This window comes from Paenibacillus sp. YAF4_2 (assembly GCF_052113225.1).
Lineage (GTDB): Bacteria > Bacillota > Bacilli > Paenibacillales > Paenibacillaceae > Pristimantibacillus.
Genome location: NZ_JBFRCT010000012.1, coordinates 75570 through 96437, shown reverse-complemented (window position 1 = coordinate 96437; position 20868 = coordinate 75570). Strand labels below are relative to the sequence as shown.

Sequence of the window (20868 nt, the reverse complement as noted above, 5' to 3'; positions counted from 1 at the left end):
CTCAAAAACAAGCTTTTTCAAGCTTTATTATACCAATTCAAGCAAAACACCTGATGCGCATCTGGCACATCAGGTGTTACAAGAACCTATTTATTCCCTTTTGGATCTCCATGCTCAAGCTTATGCGAGCCATCTGCAATATCTCCACGTACAATGCCAAAGCCGTTCGTACCAATATACACTCGACCAAATACACGTGGATCACCTGTTATAGCCTGAGTGGCATTCGCATACTGATGCAGGTCATCGTTAATCCGGATCCAGCTGCGGCCAGCATCATCGGAACGATAGAAGCCAAATTTCCCATTGATTCTGCCATTCATATAAATCACCATGTAAGATTTGCCCGGAGCTGCTTTTCCAAAGCCGATCATTGCGGCTTCCTGTACATTCTTCAGCTTCGTGAAGGTTGCACCCGAATCGGTAGAATGGAATACTCCATATGCGCTTTCTGTATTCGTGTTATCTTTTGCCGCTACTAGCCAAATATCACCTTCAACACCTGGCACCGCTTTGAACTTACTATTTACTTTCGATGGAAGTCCAACTGCTTTAGCCGATTTCACGAATGTCGCTCCGCCATCCGTACTGACGTAGAACGCGCTATTCGCATATGCATAGAACTTAGATGGATTTACTCGATCGGAGGATACCATTGCACCTTCCGGAACACCTGCCGAAACGGACCATGTTTGACCGTTATTCGTTGAATAGCTTACTGGTCTGCTGATTTCCGCAGAAGCACTTTTTGGTGCCCATACGATTGTATTTCCGTCTGCACCTACGGCAACCGTACCGCCTTGCGTTTTATCTCCATCCACATCCGTCCAAGCATTTGCAGCAGGTGTCCACGTTACACCGTTATCCGCAGAAACACCCATCCGGGCATCTTTATTTTCCGCGTTGCCTACCCGTACGATCAGATTTGGATTAAGCTCTGCATAATCCAGATCCGTACTGGTGCCAATGTAAGGATTTGTGATCATCGTTGGTGCAGTATCCAGATCTTCATGCCGGAATCCGCCAATATCCCCCATTGAGCTGATGAGATGCGCTCCTTCTGGTGGACTAATAAGTCCAAGGACAGCCGTTTCCTCAATCCCTTGGGCGTTAACGGAGAGTTTAACCTTATCACCATTATCGCGATCCAATGCCATCAGTTTGTCAGCAGCGAACAGAGTAGCCCCTGTTCCATAGAGAAGGCGATCAGAGTTAAAAGGATCAATCTCCAGGTCACCAATCATCCAGCCCATTTTTGGATTTTGCTCAACATCCGTAGGATTAAACGGTTTGCCCCAATCCAGCCATGGTGCTTTGGAATAATCCAGATCATATTTGTTGACTCTTGACCATCCTTCGCCCATCGTCCACATAGATGTCCAAGTAGCACCGCCATCCGTACTGCGGAAAATATGCTCATCCGGCCACCACATATTCATAGTCGCAACCATTATGGTGTTGGGGTTAGAAGGATCTACTGCTAGCCCACCAAACGGATAGGATGGAACCGCATTCGCATCTGCAGGAGCAATAACGGCCGGGCTGATATTCGTCCATCCCCCGCTTACCGTATCGTACTTCCAGACCGAGCCTGCTTTTGTCCCATTCCATGCCGGACCGTCATAAGGACCAATCGCACTGTTGTAGGTGATATACAGCTTCCCATCCGAGGCTAATACACCATGATGCGGTACAAAGCCTTCATTAGGCTGGCCTTCCACCGGCGCCCAAGTGACCCCGCCGTCCGTACTCTTATAGATGCTTTTCTCTGTATCTGCTACTCCTACATAAATCGTTTGTGTTGTTTGCGCATTTTTCTTATTCTTTTTATCAGCCTTCTTCCCTGTACTCGGATCAAATGCGACCCATACAGGCCCTACTTGGCCGCCGTAATAATCTTTTACATTTTGCCCGGCTGTGAAGCTGGTCACCTTACGCCAGGTGGCGCCATAATCGGTGCTTCTCCATAACCCGTTACCGTTACGTGCTCCAAAGTAAAGAACGCTATTATTGTTCGGATCGATCACAAGACGTTCACCCATCGAGCGACCCGGCATGTTGCCACCGAATTTAAACGGCAGTACGGTCTTCTTCCAAGTCTCTCCTTTATCTGTGGAACGCAGCATAACACCATTCTGATCTGTAAAATCATTCGAATATGTACCTGCAGCAATATAGACTCGGTTTGGATCAACCGGGTCAGTCGCGAGACTCTCTACACCAGCCATATTCCATTCATCAAATCCTACCCAATCAAGAAGCTGCTTCCAAGAGTTCGTTTGTTTGTTCCAGCGGTAAGCGCCGCCCATGTCCGTTCTAACGTAGACGAGGTCTTTCTCGGATGGGTTGTAAATAATACCTGGGATAAAGCCTCCTCCAACCGTTTCTACTCTGCCCCAATCATAGCTTTGCGTCTTTACGCCTGATGAAGCCATAACCGCGTTGCCACCCAGGCTGATCACTAGCGCGATAATAGCTATTAACCCTACAACCTTTTTCCTCATTACACCTTCTCCTCTGTTATTAGATTTAATTTAGCACATTAAATGAAAACGCTTTCTTTTGTTCCGTACCTATCGTACGATGGATCACCCCCCAATAATACCCTTGGTTTTATATGTAAAATCAGTTGATAATTAGTGGTACTGAAGCATGTGCAGCTATAAAAAAAGCCTCGCCGAATAAAACATTCGAAGAGGCTTTTCTTCTTAATGATTTTTATTGAATTCCAGCAAATGCAGCACCATAGTTACTGCCTCTGCGCGCGTCGCAGTTGCAGATGGCATAAACCGGTTACCGCCACGTCCATTCACGATACCGATTTCTTTTGCTGCTGCCACATACGCTCTCGCCCAGTCCGGGATAAGGCTGTCATCGTTAAAGTCTGTTACTGCTGAACTTAATGCATGATTACCTAACGTACGTATGAGCATAACCGCCATTTCCAGACGATTTATCTCGGCATTCGGACGAACACTTCCATCCTTATATCCCGTGATCAGCCCCTTCTGATAGGCGATATTAAATGCAGACTTTGCATACTCAGCAATCTGCTCTTGATCCTTGAAAGTATAGCCGTTGTTAGGTTGTTCAACCGCCTGCCAGCCTAACGCTTTCGTCACGATTACCACAAACTCCTGACGGGACACAGCCTGATCTGGACGAAAGGTCCCATCTGGAAACCCGCTGATCCAGCCCTGACCAGCTCCCGCTATGATCAACGGTTCAGCCCAATGACCATCGATATCGCTAAAATCAGGCAGATTTGTCGGGGGATCAACAGACGGTACAGAAGTTACAGGCGCATTCGCTCGATTAACCATTATCTTGTAAATCTGTTCACCCCCGCTTTCAGCTGTCACCTTAACTTCAATAATATTCAATCCAATTTTTAAGCTTAAGGGTAAACTATCAGCGCCGCTAGTAATACTCGTATAAGTTCCATTATTCAGAGATATTTCAGTAGTTGCATGGCTCTCGGCGACAACAGGTCTTAACGTCAACGAGTTTACTGAAGTTTTCACGTTTAAATTATAGTTTAATGTGTTCTCATTGAACACCGGTGTAAGTGTTCCGACAGACACCGATAATTGGCTAAGCTTGGCATTACTGCTCTCTCGTACTACATGGATGGTGTACTCTTTTTCATTCCCTTCTTCTGAGGTTACTTTGATCAAGATTGTATTGAGCCCTTCCTGCAAGGAAATGGCAGGACTTGCTGTATCATCGGCAAGCTCAATGTAATCTTCGTCTCCATTCAGCCAAGAGATAGATGCATTTGGATCCACCAACTTAGGTTTAAAGGTCAAATGATCGGTTGCACTTGACACTTTAACTTCGTATTCAGTAGTTCCGCTGTCAAATAAGGGATCCAGGCTACCAGCTGTTAAACTTAAGTTCGACAGGTCCGCATTGGTACTGCGGCGGTGAACGTTCAACGTGTAGTTTTTTGTGGTTATATCATCCTGAGCAGTTACAAGAATAGTTACTGTGTTATCACCTATATTGAGCGGCAGTTCTTGGCTGGCAGTTCCACTAACAACAGCCATTTGTGAACCACCATTTATTTGCACGATAATGCTTGCATGCGATTCCGCTGCCGTTGGCGTAACAATTATCGATGATACGTTATTGGCCAATTCAGCGGAGTAAATGGTCGTACCGCTTGAGAATGCCGGACTTAGTGTGCCTGAGGACAGGGTTAAATTCGATATATCTGCAACTGTACTAGCGGGAGCACGGATTACATTTACCGTATAATTGTAATTAAGACTAAGATCTGCAGAAATCGTTTCGATAGGAATGACATTACTCCCTACGTTTAGATTAATCTCTGCACTTGTATTACCACTTGAGAGTACTTCACTATTAATCTTAAGGTTTGCGCCTCCGTCACTCAACGTAGGGGTTACTGTAGTTGAGGTTGTTGTATAGGGAACATTAACCGTGTAGGAGTTGGTAGTTGGCTCAAAGCTTGGTGATAAAGTACCTATTGATACTGACAACTTCCTTAACTTAGGATCATTTGGTAACGGACGGTGCACATAAAGATTGATGATACGGGTTGCCGAATTATCAAAAGATGTTACCCGAAGCTCAATCAGATTATCCCCCGGATTCATAGTAAGATTACCACTGGATGTCCATTGCCCGACCTCCTGCCAGGCACCAGCGCCATTAACCCGGTACTCAATCCTGGCATTGCTGTCATTTGTCCTCAAAGCGAAGAAGGTAAAGGGATTGGAGCTTTTATCTATGAATACATCATATTCCGAAATTTCATTAGAGAATGAAGGAGAGAGCTCTCCTCCTGCAGTGAGCGCCAAGACCTTAATATCATCATCTGCCGCTGCAGCATGTCCAATGTACAAGGGTAGCATCAGGCAGAATGCCAATAAAATCATTACTATTTTTCTAAGTTGCATGGTTAACCATTCCTTTATATAGGATTTAAATTTATAATTCTTCCAAATTATATGCCAAACTGTTTCAGTTTGAAAAGCTTAATAGATTGTACATTTGCTATGCTAAACCTTAATGTAGTAATTTGACCAAAATAAAACCGCCTTATTGAAGGCGGCAAATCTGTCAATTACAACTCCAAAAATATAATATCTGTATGGTAATAATGTGAACCTGGAGTACTTGTCTCTTCACTCGCAACTGGCAACACATACAATCGCAGTTGATGATCCGTCTTCTCGACTTCGATAATGAGTGGATTATCACCTTTTTTCAACTGAACGACTGCGCCTTTCGATTTAGGAGACCGGTGATAGGCCGGCATAAATACCGTTGCTTCCTGAGCGTCAATTACTAGCTGGCCATTAAGCGTTGCCCGAACAGGTGATGCGGAACTTGCAAGAAGCAGAATCTCGCGGTCATTCGGCGAAAATAGTCGTGTTTCTGCACGATAAACTCCTTTAACCTCTGTGTTAAACACCTTCTCAAAATCTACGAGATTGCCTGGTAAATTCACATCAACTCCATCATGGGACGAAGGTGAATAGAGCTTCCAAGAAGCCGCCGCCACCAGTGAGAAGACAACTTTGTCCGTATTCCAAATATATCCGTCATGATTACGCTCAATCACAAGCACAAGCTCATAGGATGGCCGCAACTCAGCGCCTGAAGTAACCTGCGTTTCCCATAGGAATGATTCTCCTGCAGGCAGTGTAAAAGCACTTTGTTCCGTCTTCGTCCAGCCTTCAGGCACGCTCAGGGATAATCGGCCAGTCCATTCTTCACCCGAACGATTCGTTAATTGAAAACGAAGTTGGTATGTATCATGAGGTCCAATTACAGGTACCTGATCTTGGTATTGGATCTCTACTTCAATACCATGTTCAGCCATCGTTCCCTGCGGCACGATATAGCGATTCTTTTTAAAATCCTGACTCTGAACCTTCAAAGTCGAGGCTGTTGGCTTCAGCAAACGCGGTTCAACCGAAGTCGTCAAGTCTCTACGAATATCCACAGGTGAATCCCATACCGCCAGTACCTCTTTTGCTGCTCGAATTGTACGACGCGTAAGCTCATCAAGATCTGCCGGGACTGGGAAACCTTTAATGGGTGCACTTACGACAACTTTATCTCCAATCGGTGCAATCCAATTGGCGGGAAGTGAGTCAGCACCACCGATGATGCCCAAGATCGCTCCAAGCGTAGCTGCTGTGCAATCCGTATCATAACCGCAGTTAACCGCTTTCAATATGGCATCTCCAAAGTCCTCTCCATACAGCCAGCCTAGAATAGTGAACGCGATATTTTGTGGTGCATCCGTAAAGTTATCACTGCCGTGATGCTCAAGAACCAGAGCACGAGCCTCCAGCCAATCCTTGCCTTCGTGATGCCAAACCAATAGATCCTTCACAGCAAGTGCCGTACGGCAGTCAGTAGGAATATAACTTAGTCCAATCTGAATCAGTGTATCACGATCACTTTCAGCAAAGGCAGCGCTTTCAATTGCTGCAAAGAACATTTCACCATAGACGCCTTCTCCGCCCGCGTGATCTAGTATGGCATCCTGATAAGCATAATGTGCCGCTATATTAGGTGCGCAAGGAGCCACCATTGCCCACAGCTCCGAACGGATTGGTGAGCCCATGCAGTCTACAAATGGATTGTTGAACGAACCTGCTACCGGAGGAATAAGTCCCCTGCGAAGATTGGTCAAAGCATAGCCATATTCGTCATACGGGAAAAACACATGCTCCAGCCATTCCTGACCAAGCTCTTTAGCCGTCATTCTAGCGCCATGTCGCTCAATGGCATGCAGCGCAACTAATTGCAGGTCGAGGTCATCATTTGCCAAAGGCAAGTTTTTAAGTTCCGGATAAAAATCGAGCTCCAAAACCTCCATTTTACCTTCAACAGGGCCGCCTAGCGTCCCCCCGATATTTTTCCCCATCCAACCGCCGTATACCTTCTGGTAAAACTCTTCCTCGTTTAGTACACTTCTGCTCATTCCGTTCTAGCCCCTTTCAATTAGTACGACTAGGAATATTACAAACGGTGGATTAACAAAATATCTTATCGAGAACATTACTATTTCAATGTACCACATCTAAACAATAGATAGATCAAAAAAATGACGACCAGACGTAGCGTCCAGGCGTCATTGTTATTTCACTTCAATTCCCTGCATTATTAGCAGCCTTCTGTATGGCGTGCATCCCAATAATGACAGCAACAAGCTCATAAGAGTCGAGAAATTCACATTGATTATCCAGTAGAAAAGCGCCTGACGATAACCATCCGTTAACCTGTTTAAACTGGGCGACCACATTTTCAGAATCATCTATAATCTCATATTCCTTCGAAAATGCAGGAGATATAATCTCGTAGCTGCCCCGTCCTATCGTCTCATAAGTATACTTCTTAGAGAAGAACGTAAGCCTGCTTCTCAGTTTCCCTATTTGCTCCCCATCGGCTCCATTCACTTCCCATTTGCCCGAGAAGAAAGGGAATTTCCCGTTATACAACAGTTCGTCATTTGGCCCATAAATATCAATCGCAGATCCAAATGCACTTCTAAGATCAAGATGTCCAACTTTCCCTTCTTGTTCATCTAGAATCTCCGTTAAGCCGGCATTCCAAAAATTATCACGAAAATACAATTGCATGTTACTCGCCCCTTTGATGTATAATTCCGAGCTGCTTATATGATTGATTACGGCTCTTGCAGGAAAAATGTTGCATACACATTGGAAAATCCGCTAACAAATAACTTTTGCAACATTAAGCAGCTCGGCATACATCAAAAATTTGATGCCTCTTGAAATGTACCCTCTACTTCTTTAAAAGATAGGAATATAAATATCCGCGTTGTTCATATTCTGCTCTTCACCAAAGCGGTACACTTCGAGGGCTAGTGATCTAGTATTGTTCGTTAGATCCATAGATTCCAGTGATGACTTAATTAACGCATACGGATCTTGATCAGCAGATCGTACTTTCGCATAACGCTGGCTCGGCACAGAGAATCCGATCATCCCTTCCGGAACATCTCCGATGCTGGTCACTTCCATGCAATAGATGTACGTAAAGAGATAGTCATTGGCAAAATGAGGACAAACATAGGCTTCCGAATCTACGACACCCTCAATCTCATCTTTCCTAGACAGAAATAATTGAAAAGTTTCCTCAATAGCCTCTGGGTCTACTCGTTTGAACGCATTTGTCACAGCTACTCCAATAAAATGCTTCTCACTTAACGTAACAATCTCGACCTGTACAACCTGCTGATCACTAGACATTAGACTCTCTCCTCATCACTTTTATTTGGAAAAAGCGGCTCCAATGTCACATCCAACTTATCAGCCACTAAGGTATAGAACTCAGGAAAACCTGGTTCCGTTGAGCTTGGAATCTCTTCAAAGGTTCGTATCATTAGCCCCGCGGAACCAATTGCGCTTAGAATGTCACCTACCGTCCAACTACGTCCCAGCACCTTCCCGAGTCCAGACTGATCTTCCTCAGGCAATAGCTTCGCGAAAGCTACGTCACCTTCTCTAATGGTATGATCGAAATAATTCCCGTTTGGCTCTTTCAAGTTATATGTACTAGCCCAGGCTCTGGCGAAGGGATGGAAATCTGTCAGCAGCAATCGTCCATGAGAACGTAACCGACGACGGACGACTTCAAAGATGTCTCCAAGATTCGTGAAATAATGCAATATCCCGAATTCCATCAGTACGAAATCATATTCACCTAACGTATCTTCATCTGGAATGTTCAAGACATCCGAACAAATATAATTCAGTTCCACCCCAACAGCTGCTGCAACATCAAGGGCATATCGCTGATTTTCTTCCGATAGATCAACAACGGTAACCTCTGCACCACGCATGGCCAGAGAAATTGCTTTCCTTCCATGCGAGCCTAACAGATTAAGAATCCGTTTCCCTGCTGGATCTCCGATATACTTCAGCCAATAACGCAAATGATGACTGCCGGTCTGTTTTAACGTCTCAGCTAATTGTTCAGGAGTGCCATAATGCCGAACCCAAGCTTGATAAGCCTTCGTTTCCCATGCGACTTTATTTGCCTTAACCAGTTCTTCCTGCATTCTTCACACCTCTCCCTCAAATTCCATATGTTTACAATCTATTATAAACGACAATATCTGTGTAAAAAAGAAAAAAATCCGCTTAACTTCACGGATTTCTTCACCACTATATGCTAAAATTTACGCTGACTTACGACTTCCGCAGCTCTCTCCTGAGTAAAAATATCTTCCGGTGGAACCATTCGTTTCGGAAGAGTCCGGCCAGCCATAATCTCCTTAGCAGCCTGCATAAGCTGAGGACCTAAGAGCGGATTACACTCTACAACAGCGTTTAATTTACCAGCTGCAAGCTCTTCAAGTGCTTTCCTGGAACCATCAACGGAGATGACAACAATATCGATGCCCGGCTTAAGACCTGCTTCCTCAATCGATTCAATTGCACCAAGAGCCATATCATCATTATGTGCGAATAACACCTGCGGCCGCTCATCTGGAGGAACGTCCAGGAAGCTGCGCATAACCTCCCTGCCCTTCTCCTCCGTAAAATCTGCCGGGGCACTTTGCGTAATGACCATATCTTCTCTAGCTGCAATAATACTGCGGAACCCTTCTCCCCTCTGTATAGAAGGAGTTGAACCTTTTGTCCCTTGCAGCTCGGCAATCCGGATTGAGCCAGTCTGGTTACGCATCCGATCGATCAAATATTTGCCGGCTTTTACTCCCTCTTCATACAAGTTCGAACCTATCGTTGTCACAAAGAGAGAGGTGTCTTTCACATTTACAGATCGGTCAAGGATAACTACCGGAATACCTGATTGTTTGATTTCCTTAAGAATGTCTTCCCAGCCTGATTCAACAACCGGAGCGATTGCAATGACATCCACCTTCATCTGGATAAAAGAACGGATCGCTTCGAATTGCTTCGTTTGAGACTGATCAGCATTTTTTATAACCAAATGAATGCCAGATTCAGCTGCTGCATCCTGGACGGATGCCGTATTGGCCAGCCGCCATGCACTCTCGCTTCCCAGTTGAGAGAACCCCAGCGTAATAGGCATCTCCGGTTTCACAGTAGAGGCGGATGTTTTGAGCCAATCACTGATGGCCGGAGGCTCCTCACTGTCTATGGATTGTACGGGGGCTGGAGCTTCGCCGCCGGAAGTGCAGCCTTGCAGCATGAATAGTAAGAATACGCCTAGCACCAGATAAACAAGCTGCTTCATGCTCCGCCCCCTTTATTTCTACTAGATTGTCATGATTTTAACGTTACCCGTCGATCACTTAATAGTCTCTGGAAGAGTATAAATACAAACAATAATAAACCAATTACGATTTTGGTCCACCAAGAGCTTAGTGTTCCTTCAAAGCTAATTATAGTTTGGATAACCCCTTGTATCAATACACCGATGAACGTACCTGCGACATATCCAACACCACCGGTCAGGAGTGTTCCACCAATAACAACGGCAGCGATTGTATCCAACTCAAGTCCCATAGCATGCAGGCCATAACCGGAAAGCATATAGAAGGTGAAGACTACTCCAGCAAGTGCCGAACAGAAGCCGCTGAACGTGTACACTAGAATTTTAGTTCTAGCAACCGGCAGGCCCATAAGCAAAGCCGATTGTTCGCTTCCACCGATCGCATAGACATTACGCCCAAATCTCGTATAGTGCGCTAAGAAGATTGCTGTTAGAACAACTACAAGCGCGATAATAACATTAATGGAGATAAAACTGCCGCCAGGAAGCGAGATTTTCGTCTGAGCGACTTTCGTGAAGAAGGAATTCGTCACCGTAATCGTATTAATGCTGATGATATAACAAATCCCTCGTGCTAGGAACATCCCAGCTAGAGTAACAATAAACGGCTGAATCTTGAAATAATGAATGATGGCTCCCATAATAGTGCCAAACAATGCTCCAATAATAAGCACTAGTGGAATTACAACAGCCGGCGACCAGCCCTGTTGCTCAACCAAGCTTGCGCTTAGCATCGTTGTCAAAGCAATTACGGAGCCTACTGACAAGTCAATGCCGCCAGAAATAATAACAAAGGTCATCCCTACAGCTGTAATAATTAGAAAAGAATTATCAATCAGCAGATTATAAAGCACCTGCGCGGAGAAAAATCCGGTATAACGGAAGGAGCCTGCAGCGAACATGGCTGCGAGTAAGCCAAATGTCACTAGTATGGGAACGAATTTTCGATTAAGCATGGCGGGTAACCTCCTGTTCTGCAGGGTAATTCCGTTTCTTCCAGCGAGTCATTAGCGTCTTGCGGAATGATTCGGATTGAATCAGACAAACGGCTAGGACAACAAAGGCTTTTACAACAAGCGTAATTTCGGGTGGAACTCCAATCATATAGATGGTCGTCGTTAGAGTCTGAATGATTAGCGCTCCAACTACCGTTCCCATCAAATAGAATCGTCCGCCATTAAGCGAAGTGCCGCCGATAACAACAGCCAAAATCGCATCAAGCTCATACCATAGGCCGGCGTTATTGCCATCTGCACTAGACACATTGGAGCTTAGAATTAATCCCGCAATCCCCGCACATAATCCGCAGAAGATGTACACGGTTAAGATAACGGTCTTGGAACGAAGACCTGCCAGACGGCTTGCATTAGAATTGCTGCCTACCGATTCGATAAATAATCCAAGAGCAGTTCGCCGCGTCAAGAGGGATGCGATAAGCAGAACAGCCGCAACGATAAAAATAGAAAACGGCAAGGCTGCAAGCGATCCTGCGCCGATATATTCATAATTAGAATTGGACACTGTAATAATCTGTCCGCTAGTAATCAATTGTGCGATACCTCGTCCGGCAACCATGAGAATAAGAGTTGCGATAATCGGCTGAATTCGGGTAATCGTAACGAGTACACCATTCCATACTCCAAGTATGATCGAAAGAACAATGGAAGCACCAACTGCACCAAGTACAAGAAGGAGCGAGTTTTGATCGGTTCCTTTACTAATGGATAGACACGCCATTGCACCCGAGATAGCGACAATGGATCCAACGGATAAATCGATACCGCCAGTTGCAATTACAAGGGTCATCCCGATCGAAACAAGGATAAGTGGAGCTCCAAAATTAAGAATATCGATAAGACTGCCATATAAGTTACCCTGACGAACAACAATCGAGAAGAAATCTGGCGAATAGATCAAATTAAATAAAAGTAAGGTGCCCAGCATAACTAACGGCCAGAACAAATAATGTTGATACAGCTTGCCTCGCATAGTATTATCCTCCTGCCATCGCTTGCATGATTTGCTGTTGATTGATCTCGCCGCTGCCTAATTCTTTCACTTTCGTGCGGTCACGCAGGATGGCAACACGGTCGCTCACCCGGATAACCTCTTCCATCTCCGATGAAATAAACAAGACAGACATCCCTTGCTTCGCTAAGGAAAGGACCAGCTTCTGAATTTCGGCCTTTGCCCCGATATCAATACCTCTTGTAGGTTCATCAAGAATAAGCAAATCCGGTTCTGTTAAAAGCCAGCGGGCAAGTAAAACCTTCTGCTGATTGCCTCCGCTTAAATTTTTAATCAAATGCTCAGGGTTAGGCGGATTAATATTCAGCATCTTAATATATTGATCAGCAATCTCATCCTGCTTCTTGCGGGATAAGGGTCTAGACCAGCCTCGTGTCGCTTGAAGGGCTAGAATAATATTTTCGCGTACGGTCAGGTCATCAATGATACCTTCTGTCTTACGGTTCTCTGAGCAAAAGGCAATTCCTTGATCAATCGCTTGTCTTGGCGACTTCACTGTGCTTCCAGATCCGGCAACAACCAGCTTACCTTCATCAGGACGATCTACACCAAAGAGCAATCTTGCGATCTCTGTTCGTCCGGATCCTAGAAGACCGGCTAGCCCTACCACTTCACCTTTGCGAATCTCCAGATTAAATGGCTTAATTGCTCCTTTTCGTCCAAGCTCAGAGGCGGTAATCATCGTGTTGCCAACGCTCGATTTAGATTCTTCAGACAGCTTTGGCAGTTCTTCCAGCAGCTTAAGCTCCTTGCCTATCATCTTCAGTACCAGCTCGATCTTCGGAAGCTCGGCCGCAAGGTACTCTCCTTCCAATTCCCCATTACGAAGCACTGTAATTCGATCCGACATCTCATAGACTTGATCGAGGAAATGGGTAACGAACAAGATGGCAAGACCTTCACTCTTCAACTTCCGCATAATGCTAAAAAGCTGCTGAACTTCGTTCTGATCTAGACTGGAGGTTGGTTCGTCCAGAATAAGTACTTTCGCAGAGATACTTAATGCACGTGCAATTGCAATTAGCTGTTGGATCGCAACCGAATAACCATGAAGCGGCAACGTCACATCAATCGACAGATTTAATCGCTCTCTTAGCAGCTGGTCCGCATCTTTATTCATCTTCTTCCACTGAATTTTGCCGAATTTCAAAGGCTCTCTTCCGATGAAAATATTTTCTGCCACGGTCAAATTCGGACACAGATTCACTTCCTGATAGACCGTACTAATCCCGGCCTTCTGTGCCTCAAGTGGACCCGAGATCGAGACAGACTGATTCTCGATTGTAACCGAGCCTTCATCAATGGAGTAAACACCAGTCAACACTTTAATCAGAGTTGATTTGCCCGCTCCATTTTCACCCATCAAGGCATGAACTTCTCCCGGAAACAACCGGAAGTCAACGTTAGATAACGCCTTAACTCCTGGGAATCGCTTCGTGATTCCTGCCATTTCTAATATTGGTACAAGCATGGATTCCTCTCCTTCTCCAGAAGAAAAAGCCACCCAGCGACGAAACTGGCCGATAGGTGGCTTCTTTCTTTTACTCGATTAGTACTGACGTGATGGCAAAGCTTCTTTCGCCTGCTCTGATGTGAAGGTTGATTCTTTCGTAACAATACGAGCATCAATCTCTTTACCGTCTACTACCGCTTGAACCGCTTCCATCAGCTGTGGTCCGAGCAGCGGGTTACATTCTACGATAAAGTTGATTTTGCCGTCAGCAGCAGCTTGCATACCGTCTTTCACCGCATCAACCGAGATAATTATGATGTCTTTGCCTGGAACAAGACCAGCAGCTTCAATTGCTTGAATAGCACCTAGAGCCATATCGTCGTTGTGAGCATAGAGCACATCGATATCTTTATGTGCTTTCAGGAACGCCTGCATAACTTCTTTCCCTTTTGCACGCGTGAAGTCGCCTGTTTGGGAAGCAATGACTTTCAACTTCGGATTCGAAGCGATGATTTCCTGGAAGCCTGCTTTACGGTCATTCGCCGGAGCAGAACCCGTAGTACCTTGAAGCTCAACGATATTCACGTCTTCTTGCGAATCTTTATATTGATCAACAAGCCATTGGCCGGCTTTCTTGCCTTCTTCAATAAAGTCAGAACCAATAAACGTTTTGTACAGCGAAGTATCCGCTGAATCTACAGCACGGTCCGTCAAGATAACCGGGATTCCTGCATCCTTCGCTTCTTTTAATACTGTATCCCAGCCCGATTCAACAACCGGTGAGAATGCGATGGCATCCACTTTTTGCTGGATAAAGGAGCGAATCGCTTTTATCTGATTCTCTTGCTTCTGCTGAGCATCAGAGAACTTCAGATCGAAGCCAACTTCTTTGGCCGAATCTTGGATCGAGATCGTGTTAGCAGTACGCCAGCCGCTCTCTGCACCAACTTGAGAGAAGCCAAGTGTAATCTTCTTAGTACTTGTTGTATCGCCGCTTGTCTCTTCTTTCACCGCTGTTGTCTCAGCCGGCTTATTCGTTGCATTGGCCGTGTTGTTCGCATTGTTACCGCCATTGTTCCCACCGCAAGCGGTTACAATAGATACCATTACAGCAAGTGTGATTGCAAGTCCCCATCTTTTCTTTACTTTCATCTGGTTAATCCTCCCTTTCGTTCACCATGTTTGGCGTGCCTTAAGTATAGACCGCCCCCTCACTCGCCTAATATGGAGTCAGATGCGAGTTTGGTTTAGAATTTTTGGCAACAGCTCGGACATCAAAAGAGTAAAGTGTAATTTTTTTCGCGAAAGGTGTACTATTCCGTGAATCTCTTAAATTCGTACAGAAACATGCTATAATGAAAAAAATTTATAAATTGTTATGTGGGGGAACAATCTCATTATCTATATGGAGAGGAACAACTCATGAAGCTCATCAAGTGGATCACTTCAAGCCTTAGGGCTAAATTGCTGAGCATGTTTATTATTCTTACCGCAGTCCCCTTACTTGTGGTTGGACTTATCTCCTATCAGAAATCCTACAACACCGTATCCGATCATAGTAAAGCATCAACCCAGTTGGTTGCTGACCAACTAGCCCGTAATATGGACAATTTATTTGGGGATACCGAGAGAATATTGGAAATGGGGAAAAACCCGCAGGTGCTCCAGTTTCTATACTCCCAATCTGAAACGTATGAGGATGCCAAATCAATCCTTCAGACCTTCAAGTTCTACCGTGAAACCTACAAGTATGACAAGGTCCTCAATATATCGATGGTGAACTTCTATGGCAAAGGCATCAGTGAACGGAAAGGTGTATTTCAGCTTGACCGTAACCCGCTTCGGAATCCGTACTTTCAATATTTAACCCAATATCCTGATGCCATATTAAGAATTCCGGAATCTGCTTACTCCGACCTTAATCGATTGGACGGCTTTACTTATCCAGGCCAGAATGCTCTATCCATTATTGCTGCTGTTAAGCAGCGTATCACTCATGAAGTCATTGGCTTTATCATCATTGATCTGAATGAAGCCATGATTGATGATTTTCTAGCGAATACCGTTATTGGCAAAACAGGCTTCTTCTATATTAATGATCATTATGGCGAGACAGTCTTCCAACCCCAATCTTCCAGTGCTTCTCGCACTATACTGGAACAAATTGCAGAAGAGCCCATGACCGCGCAGAATGACAGCTTTGTTCTGTCAACCAAATCAAAGCCTCAATTTATTGTTTACAGCACTTCCGAAATCACTGGATGGAAAATTGTTGGTGTCGTTCCGTTTCAGGAGATTATTGCGGAAGCCAATGGGATCCGCCAGCTTATTATCGTAAGTGTAGTGCTTAGTGCAATCTTTGCTCTGACGCTTTACTTCTTCCTGACCAACCGTCTTACTTTGCCGATTCAGATTCTAATGAACAAGATGCGGAAGGCTGCTAATGGCTACCTCGATGCGAAGGTTACACCAACGGGGACCGACGAGATTGCTGATCTTGGCAACAGCTTCAATATTATGATCGAAGAGATTAAGAGCTTAATCGACAAAAACAGGCGTGAACAGGAACAAAAGCAGATGGCAGAGCTTCGAACCCTCCAAGCTCAAATTAACCCTCATTTTTTGTATAACACCTTAGATTCGATTATTTGGATGGCTGAAGCAGAGAAAAAAGAAAGCGTTATCAAGCTGGTTAAGGCGTTGTCTCGGTTCTTCCGTCTTAGTTTGAACAAAGGCCGTGATTGGGTATCGATTAAGACGGAACTCGAGCATGCACATAATTATTTGGTCATTCAGCAAATGAGATATCATGATATTTTGCAATATGAGATGGTCGTTGATCCTGAGCTGCAAGTGTATCCGATTATGAAAATGACCCTGCAGCCGTTGATTGAGAATGCGATCTACCACGGCATCAAAAACAAACGCGGCCAAGGCATGATTCGAATTGTTGGCTATGCCCAGGAACGGGATATTATTCTGACCATTGAAGACAATGGGATCGGGATGACTCCAGAGAGGCTGGCACAGCTGCAGAAGGAATTGGAGATGCCGATTGATTCTCTTACTCCCAAGCAGGACGACGATGAAGGCGGATTTGGTCTACTAAATGTTCATCATCGAATACGATTATATTTCGGCCTGCCTTACGGGATTGAAATGGAAAGTATTCACAAAGAAGGCAGTAAAATATCGATTCGCATTCCAAAAAAATAAGGATGGTCATAACGATGAAAAAAGTGATGATCGTTGATGATGAGATTTTGATCCGGGAAAACATCCGGAATTGTGTGGACTGGACGAAGGAAGGATTCATCTACTGCGGTGATGCATCTGATGGAGAAGTTGCCCTGCCTCTGATTGAGGAATATCAACCGGATATTCTCATTACCGATATCAAGATGCCTTTTATGGACGGACTGGAATTAACCGCAATTGTTCGTAAACAGATGCCTAATATGAAAGTGATCATAATGAGCGGTCATGATGAATTTCGTTATGCGCAGGATGCGATTCGGCTTGGCGTTGAGGACTACTGCCTGAAACCAATCAGCGCATCAGAGCTCATTCAGATCCTTCAGAAGGTAAGCGCCAAAATTGACGAGGAGCAGAAGCGGCAAAAGAGTCAGTCTATAACAAAGGAGCGATTATTAGCCGACTTATGCGGAGGATTAATTGGCACCTCGGAGGCCATTGAATCTGCCAAGGAGCTGAACGTTTCATTGTCTTCCCGCTTCTATGCAGTGGCGACTCTGGATATTAGGTGTAAAGATTCGGCGGATTCCATGACGATTACAAGCATACGAAATGAACTTGAACGACAGTTGGCTCCGCTGGTAGAATGCTTATCCTTCTTTCGCAGCCGAACGGAGCTCGTCTGTATCTTGAAGGGCAATACGGCAGATGACATTGCGAGCGAACTAAAAGCTGTCAGCGGCAAGATCCGTACTGAGCTCGAAAACCAATTTGGTGTTGAGATTTACACCGGTATCGGCAGCTTGCAGGAACGTATTCAAGGGATTCATTTCTCCTATCTCGAAGCGGAGGAGGATAAATATATGAACCGATTAACGGAGCTCAACAAAGCAACATTAAGCGAGTTCCATGTATCCGTCGATATTGTACTCGACCGCCATCTATTTCTTGAGTTTCTGAAGATTGGTGTTCCTGCCCAAAGAGATTCATTCGTCCGTGAATTCGCGGTGGAATTAAAGCAATTGAATTGGAAGGCCTCCCCTTACGGCTTCTACCTGTTAAATGATCTTACCTTGGAGGCGTATCGTGTTGCCAAGCAGTCATTCCGAACGGGAGTAGATCCAAGCGGCAGCATAGGCTGTCTGCAGCAGGAGATTAAGAAAATTGCAACCTGGGAAGATTGCTGCGAATACCTTTGTAATCTGTATCAGGAGCTGTGGCAATGGCGGGCAGAATCATCTGATAAATATGGGGATGTCATCAATCAGGTTAAAGAGTACGTCATGAGTCAATATAACAATGAACAGTTATCCTTGAAGGTCATAGCCAATCATGTCCGGATCAGCCCTAGCCATCTAAGTAAAGTGTTCAGCCAGGAAACTGGACAGACGCTTACCGAATATTTAACACAGATCAGAATTGGCAAAGCAATGGAGCTGCTCAAGACAACTCGCAGCAAATCATTTGAGATTGCATTCGAAGTTGGCTACAATGATCCGCATTATTTCTCGAATCTATTCAAGAAAATGACTGGCATGACCCCAAAAGAATACCGGAATCAAGGAGCCGATGATCACAAAGGCAGGCTGCAGGAATTAGAAAAGGATGAAACGGCATGATTCGTAACCGCAAGCTGACGATGATTAGCCTCGCTGCTATCATGATCGCTGTATTAAGTGGTTGTTTCAGCGGCGGGAGTGATGATCGCCTGCAGTCTCAAGCTGACAACTCTCCTTCTCCTCCTAATGCCAGCCATTCCAAAACAAAAACCTTTGGCATTATTTATCCCATGACTTACCCAACTTATGAAATGATTACCCTTACCGCAAGCGAGACAGCAGATAACAATAATGTGGCACTTATCGTAAATGCGCCGGATGAAGCAAATACGGAACAACAGATCCGCATTATGGAATCCATGATCAAACAGGAGATCGATGGGATCGCGATCTCGCCTGTAGATTCTGAAGCCTTAACTCCGGTTATTAATAAAGCATTGGCTGCAGGAATACCCGTTGTTACCTTTGAATCGGATGCTCCAGACAGTAATCGAACCGCTTATATTGGTGCGGATAACTTTCTGACAGGCAGGCAAAGTGCGATGACCATCAGTCACCTGCTTGGCAACAAAGGAATGATTATCGTAGAGAATGGTATGGAGGAAATGCTGGGGATGAAACAACGTCTACAAGGCTTCTTAGACTATCTGAATCGTGAGTCTTCCATTGATGTTCTTGAGGTCCATCATAACAAAGGCAGTGAAGATCAAGCGATGAATGATATCGAGAGCATGATTGACGCTCATCCTCAATTTGATGCGATGGTGGGACTGGATTATATTTCTGCATCCGCTTCTACGCTTATTTGGAAAGCCAAAGGATTAAACCGGCTTGCTATTTCGATGGGAGTCACCACTACCGGCAATGACGCTTTAATCAACGGCCAGCTAGCTGCTGTTATATCGCAGAACGAAGCGGATTGGGGAAGAGTAATTCTGGAAACCTTGCTCCAAGCGAGCAAGGGTGAACAGGTCGATTCGTTTATCGATACGGGTATAAAAGAAGTAAACAAAGCACATCTGGAATAATAGGAAACGGCGGGTTCCCGAGGGAACCCGCCGTTTTACTTAATCTCTTGTAAGTCTATACAATGCCGCTCCATGGGCTGGAATGTTAGCCGATAAAGCACCGGATACGATTCCGATATTTTCACCACTCCACAAGTTTTTCACACTCGCTGCTTCGTGAAGACCCAAGTCACTGAAGGCCACAGTAACTTCCGCCGCTTCTTCACCTGTATTGAACAAAGCCGCATATCGTTCGCCATCACTACCTTCAGCCGCCCAAACAACACGGTCTCCAGCCCGCATTACTTGATGTGCCCCAAAGCTGTTGCGATGCAGGTGCAGAACATCTTTATTCGTTAACAGCGATAACGTCCATTCATCATTATCACGCATCTCGCCGCCCATCATAAGAGGAGAACGGAATATCGACCAGAGAGTCATCATGGTCAGCTGCTCATCACGCGTAAAGTTCGTCATCCGGTCAGGATGCGAGCAGCGAACACCAATTCGTCCGAGCGGAAGCATATCGCAGTCCGGCCAATTGCCTGGCTTGGGACGGCCCTCCCACGTTTTGCAGCGATCGAACATATCTAGAAGAAGCGGCCAACGATCCCAGAAATCATCAGTCATCCGCCATAAATTCGCATTGTCTTCTAAGAAATCAGCATGCTTCACTGGAGCTGGACCTGGCGAGAGGCTGAGGACCATAGGACGTCCAACATGATCAATTGCTTTGCGAATCAGTTCGATTTCTCCAAGATGCGCCCCACCATGCAGCCAGGAATCGGCAATGTCATCCACTTTAATATAGTCAACACCCCACTCCGCGTACATCTCGAAGAGCGAATTATAATACTCTTGTGCGCCTTCTTTGGATGCATCTACACCATACATGTCCGTATTCCAACCGCAGAAGGAGCAGGTATGGGCGATATCGCGAGCCGTCACATTGATACCTTTTATTGGTGTATTATCATGTACGGCCTGACGTGGAATACCACGCATAATATGAATACCAAACTTTAATCCAAGGCTATGCACATAATCCGATAGGGGCTTGAAGCCTTGTCCACCTTCCGAAGACGGGAATCGATTTACAGCTGGAATAAGCCGTGAGTAATTATCCATTTCCAATCTAACGAAAGGACGGTACAAATCCGATACTGCTCCTGGCTCATACCATTGGATATCAACAACAACATATTCCCATCCATAGGCTTTAAGATTGTCCGCCATATAGTCAGCATTGCCGCGAACTTCCTCTTCCCTTACGGTTGCTCCGTAACAATCCCAACTATTCCAACCCATCGGTGGTGTCTGTGCAAAAGTATGATGCTTCATATAGATGAAATCC

General features: G+C 45.2%; 15 protein-coding genes. 3 read left to right on the top strand and 12 right to left on the bottom strand.

What is annotated here, in order from left to right:
* Positions 1–86 precede the first annotated feature (86 nt).
* The 11 genes from AB4Y93_RS24725 to AB4Y93_RS24675 form a co-directional block, all read right to left on the bottom strand.
* On the bottom strand, positions 87–2504 hold the full coding sequence (locus tag AB4Y93_RS24725; RefSeq protein ID WP_441895980.1) for a xyloglucanase: 2418 nt from the start codon (positions 2502–2504) through the stop codon (positions 87–89).
* 204 nt (positions 2505–2708) lie between these two features.
* Positions 2709–4925, bottom strand: coding sequence for a cadherin-like beta sandwich domain-containing protein (locus AB4Y93_RS24720; RefSeq protein ID WP_441895978.1), 2217 nt, complete (start codon positions 4923–4925; stop codon positions 2709–2711).
* A 167-nt stretch (positions 4926–5092) separates the two neighbouring features.
* Positions 5093–6967 (bottom strand): ADP-ribosylglycohydrolase family protein, encoded by a 1875-nt coding sequence (locus tag AB4Y93_RS24715; protein ID WP_441895976.1) that lies wholly within the window; start codon positions 6965–6967, stop codon positions 5093–5095.
* A 166-nt stretch (positions 6968–7133) separates the two neighbouring features.
* Positions 7134–7625, bottom strand: coding sequence for a hypothetical protein (locus tag AB4Y93_RS24710; RefSeq protein WP_441895975.1), 492 nt, complete (start codon positions 7623–7625; stop codon positions 7134–7136).
* A gap of 174 nt (positions 7626–7799) precedes the next feature.
* A complete protein-coding gene (locus AB4Y93_RS24705; protein WP_441895973.1) occupies positions 7800–8258 on the bottom strand; it encodes a GyrI-like domain-containing protein in 459 nt (152 codons plus the stop codon).
* Complete coding sequence (locus AB4Y93_RS24700; RefSeq protein ID WP_441895971.1) at positions 8258–9070, bottom strand: class I SAM-dependent methyltransferase; 813 nt, start codon at positions 9068–9070, stop codon at positions 8258–8260. The genes AB4Y93_RS24705 and AB4Y93_RS24700 overlap by 1 nt, the downstream gene beginning before the upstream one ends.
* A gap of 113 nt (positions 9071–9183) precedes the next feature.
* The gene (locus AB4Y93_RS24695; RefSeq protein ID WP_441895969.1) at positions 9184–10233 is read right to left on the bottom strand and encodes an ABC transporter substrate-binding protein; all 1050 of its coding nucleotides are present in this window, start codon (positions 10231–10233) and stop codon (positions 9184–9186) included.
* Between the two features lie 29 nt (positions 10234–10262).
* Positions 10263–11228: a galactofuranose ABC transporter, permease protein YjfF gene (gene yjfF / locus AB4Y93_RS24690; protein ID WP_441895967.1), complete on the bottom strand. Its 966-nt coding sequence runs from the start codon at positions 11226–11228 to the stop codon at positions 10263–10265.
* A complete protein-coding gene (locus tag AB4Y93_RS24685) occupies positions 11221–12261 on the bottom strand; it encodes an ABC transporter permease (RefSeq protein ID WP_441895965.1) in 1041 nt (346 codons plus the stop codon). The genes yjfF and AB4Y93_RS24685 overlap by 8 nt, the downstream gene beginning before the upstream one ends.
* 4 nt (positions 12262–12265) lie before the next feature.
* Positions 12266–13771: a sugar ABC transporter ATP-binding protein gene (locus AB4Y93_RS24680; protein WP_441895963.1), complete on the bottom strand. Its 1506-nt coding sequence runs from the start codon at positions 13769–13771 to the stop codon at positions 12266–12268.
* A 78-nt stretch (positions 13772–13849) separates the two neighbouring features.
* A complete protein-coding gene (locus tag AB4Y93_RS24675; protein ID WP_441895962.1) occupies positions 13850–14905 on the bottom strand; it encodes an ABC transporter substrate-binding protein in 1056 nt (351 codons plus the stop codon).
* A gap of 270 nt (positions 14906–15175) precedes the next feature.
* Here AB4Y93_RS24675 and AB4Y93_RS24670 point away from each other — a divergent pair, with 270 nt between their 5' ends.
* From AB4Y93_RS24670 to AB4Y93_RS24660, 3 genes are read left to right on the top strand one after another with little or no spacing between them, the layout of a single operon-like run.
* A complete protein-coding gene (locus AB4Y93_RS24670; protein WP_441895961.1) occupies positions 15176–16969 on the top strand; it encodes a sensor histidine kinase in 1794 nt (597 codons plus the stop codon).
* Between the two features lie 14 nt (positions 16970–16983).
* A complete protein-coding gene (locus AB4Y93_RS24665) occupies positions 16984–18567 on the top strand; it encodes a response regulator (RefSeq protein ID WP_441895959.1) in 1584 nt (527 codons plus the stop codon).
* Entirely contained in the window at positions 18564–19535 is a 972-nt protein-coding gene (locus AB4Y93_RS24660) for a sugar ABC transporter substrate-binding protein (protein ID WP_441895957.1), read from the top strand. The genes AB4Y93_RS24665 and AB4Y93_RS24660 overlap by 4 nt, the downstream gene beginning before the upstream one ends.
* A 39-nt stretch (positions 19536–19574) precedes the next feature.
* Here the strand turns inward: AB4Y93_RS24660 and AB4Y93_RS24655 are convergent, their stop codons facing one another.
* Entirely contained in the window at positions 19575–20855 is a 1281-nt protein-coding gene (locus AB4Y93_RS24655) for a glycoside hydrolase family 27 protein (RefSeq protein ID WP_441895956.1), read from the bottom strand.
* Between the last annotated feature and the right edge of the window lie 13 nt (positions 20856–20868).

Bases quoted from the DNA above. Each gene is read 5' to 3' on its own strand.
- AB4Y93_RS24725 (WP_441895980.1), bottom strand. From the start codon at position 2,504: ATGAGGAAAAAGGTTGTAGGGTTAATAGCTATTATCGCGCTAGTGATC.
- AB4Y93_RS24720 (WP_441895978.1), bottom strand. From the start codon at position 4,925: ATGCAACTTAGAAAAATAGTAATGATTTTATTGGCATTCTGCCTGATG.
- AB4Y93_RS24715 (WP_441895976.1), bottom strand. From the start codon at position 6,967: ATGAGCAGAAGTGTACTAAACGAGGAAGAGTTTTACCAGAAGGTATAC.
- AB4Y93_RS24710 (WP_441895975.1), bottom strand. From the start codon at position 7,625: ATGCAATTGTATTTTCGTGATAATTTTTGGAATGCCGGCTTAACGGAG.
- AB4Y93_RS24705 (WP_441895973.1), bottom strand. From the start codon at position 8,258: ATGTCTAGTGATCAGCAGGTTGTACAGGTCGAGATTGTTACGTTAAGT.
- AB4Y93_RS24700 (WP_441895971.1), bottom strand. From the start codon at position 9,070: ATGCAGGAAGAACTGGTTAAGGCAAATAAAGTCGCATGGGAAACGAAG.
- AB4Y93_RS24695 (WP_441895969.1), bottom strand. From the start codon at position 10,233: ATGAAGCAGCTTGTTTATCTGGTGCTAGGCGTATTCTTACTATTCATG.
- yjfF (WP_441895967.1), bottom strand. From the start codon at position 11,228: ATGCTTAATCGAAAATTCGTTCCCATACTAGTGACATTTGGCTTACTC.
- AB4Y93_RS24685 (WP_441895965.1), bottom strand. From the start codon at position 12,261: ATGCGAGGCAAGCTGTATCAACATTATTTGTTCTGGCCGTTAGTTATG.
- AB4Y93_RS24680 (WP_441895963.1), bottom strand. From the start codon at position 13,771: ATGCTTGTACCAATATTAGAAATGGCAGGAATCACGAAGCGATTCCCA.
- AB4Y93_RS24675 (WP_441895962.1), bottom strand. From the start codon at position 14,905: ATGAAAGTAAAGAAAAGATGGGGACTTGCAATCACACTTGCTGTAATG.
- AB4Y93_RS24670 (WP_441895961.1), top strand. From the start codon at position 15,176: ATGAAGCTCATCAAGTGGATCACTTCAAGCCTTAGGGCTAAATTGCTG.
- AB4Y93_RS24665 (WP_441895959.1), top strand. From the start codon at position 16,984: ATGAAAAAAGTGATGATCGTTGATGATGAGATTTTGATCCGGGAAAAC.
- AB4Y93_RS24660 (WP_441895957.1), top strand. From the start codon at position 18,564: ATGATTCGTAACCGCAAGCTGACGATGATTAGCCTCGCTGCTATCATG.
- AB4Y93_RS24655 (WP_441895956.1), bottom strand. From the start codon at position 20,855: ATGAAGCATCATACTTTTGCACAGACACCACCGATGGGTTGGAATAGT.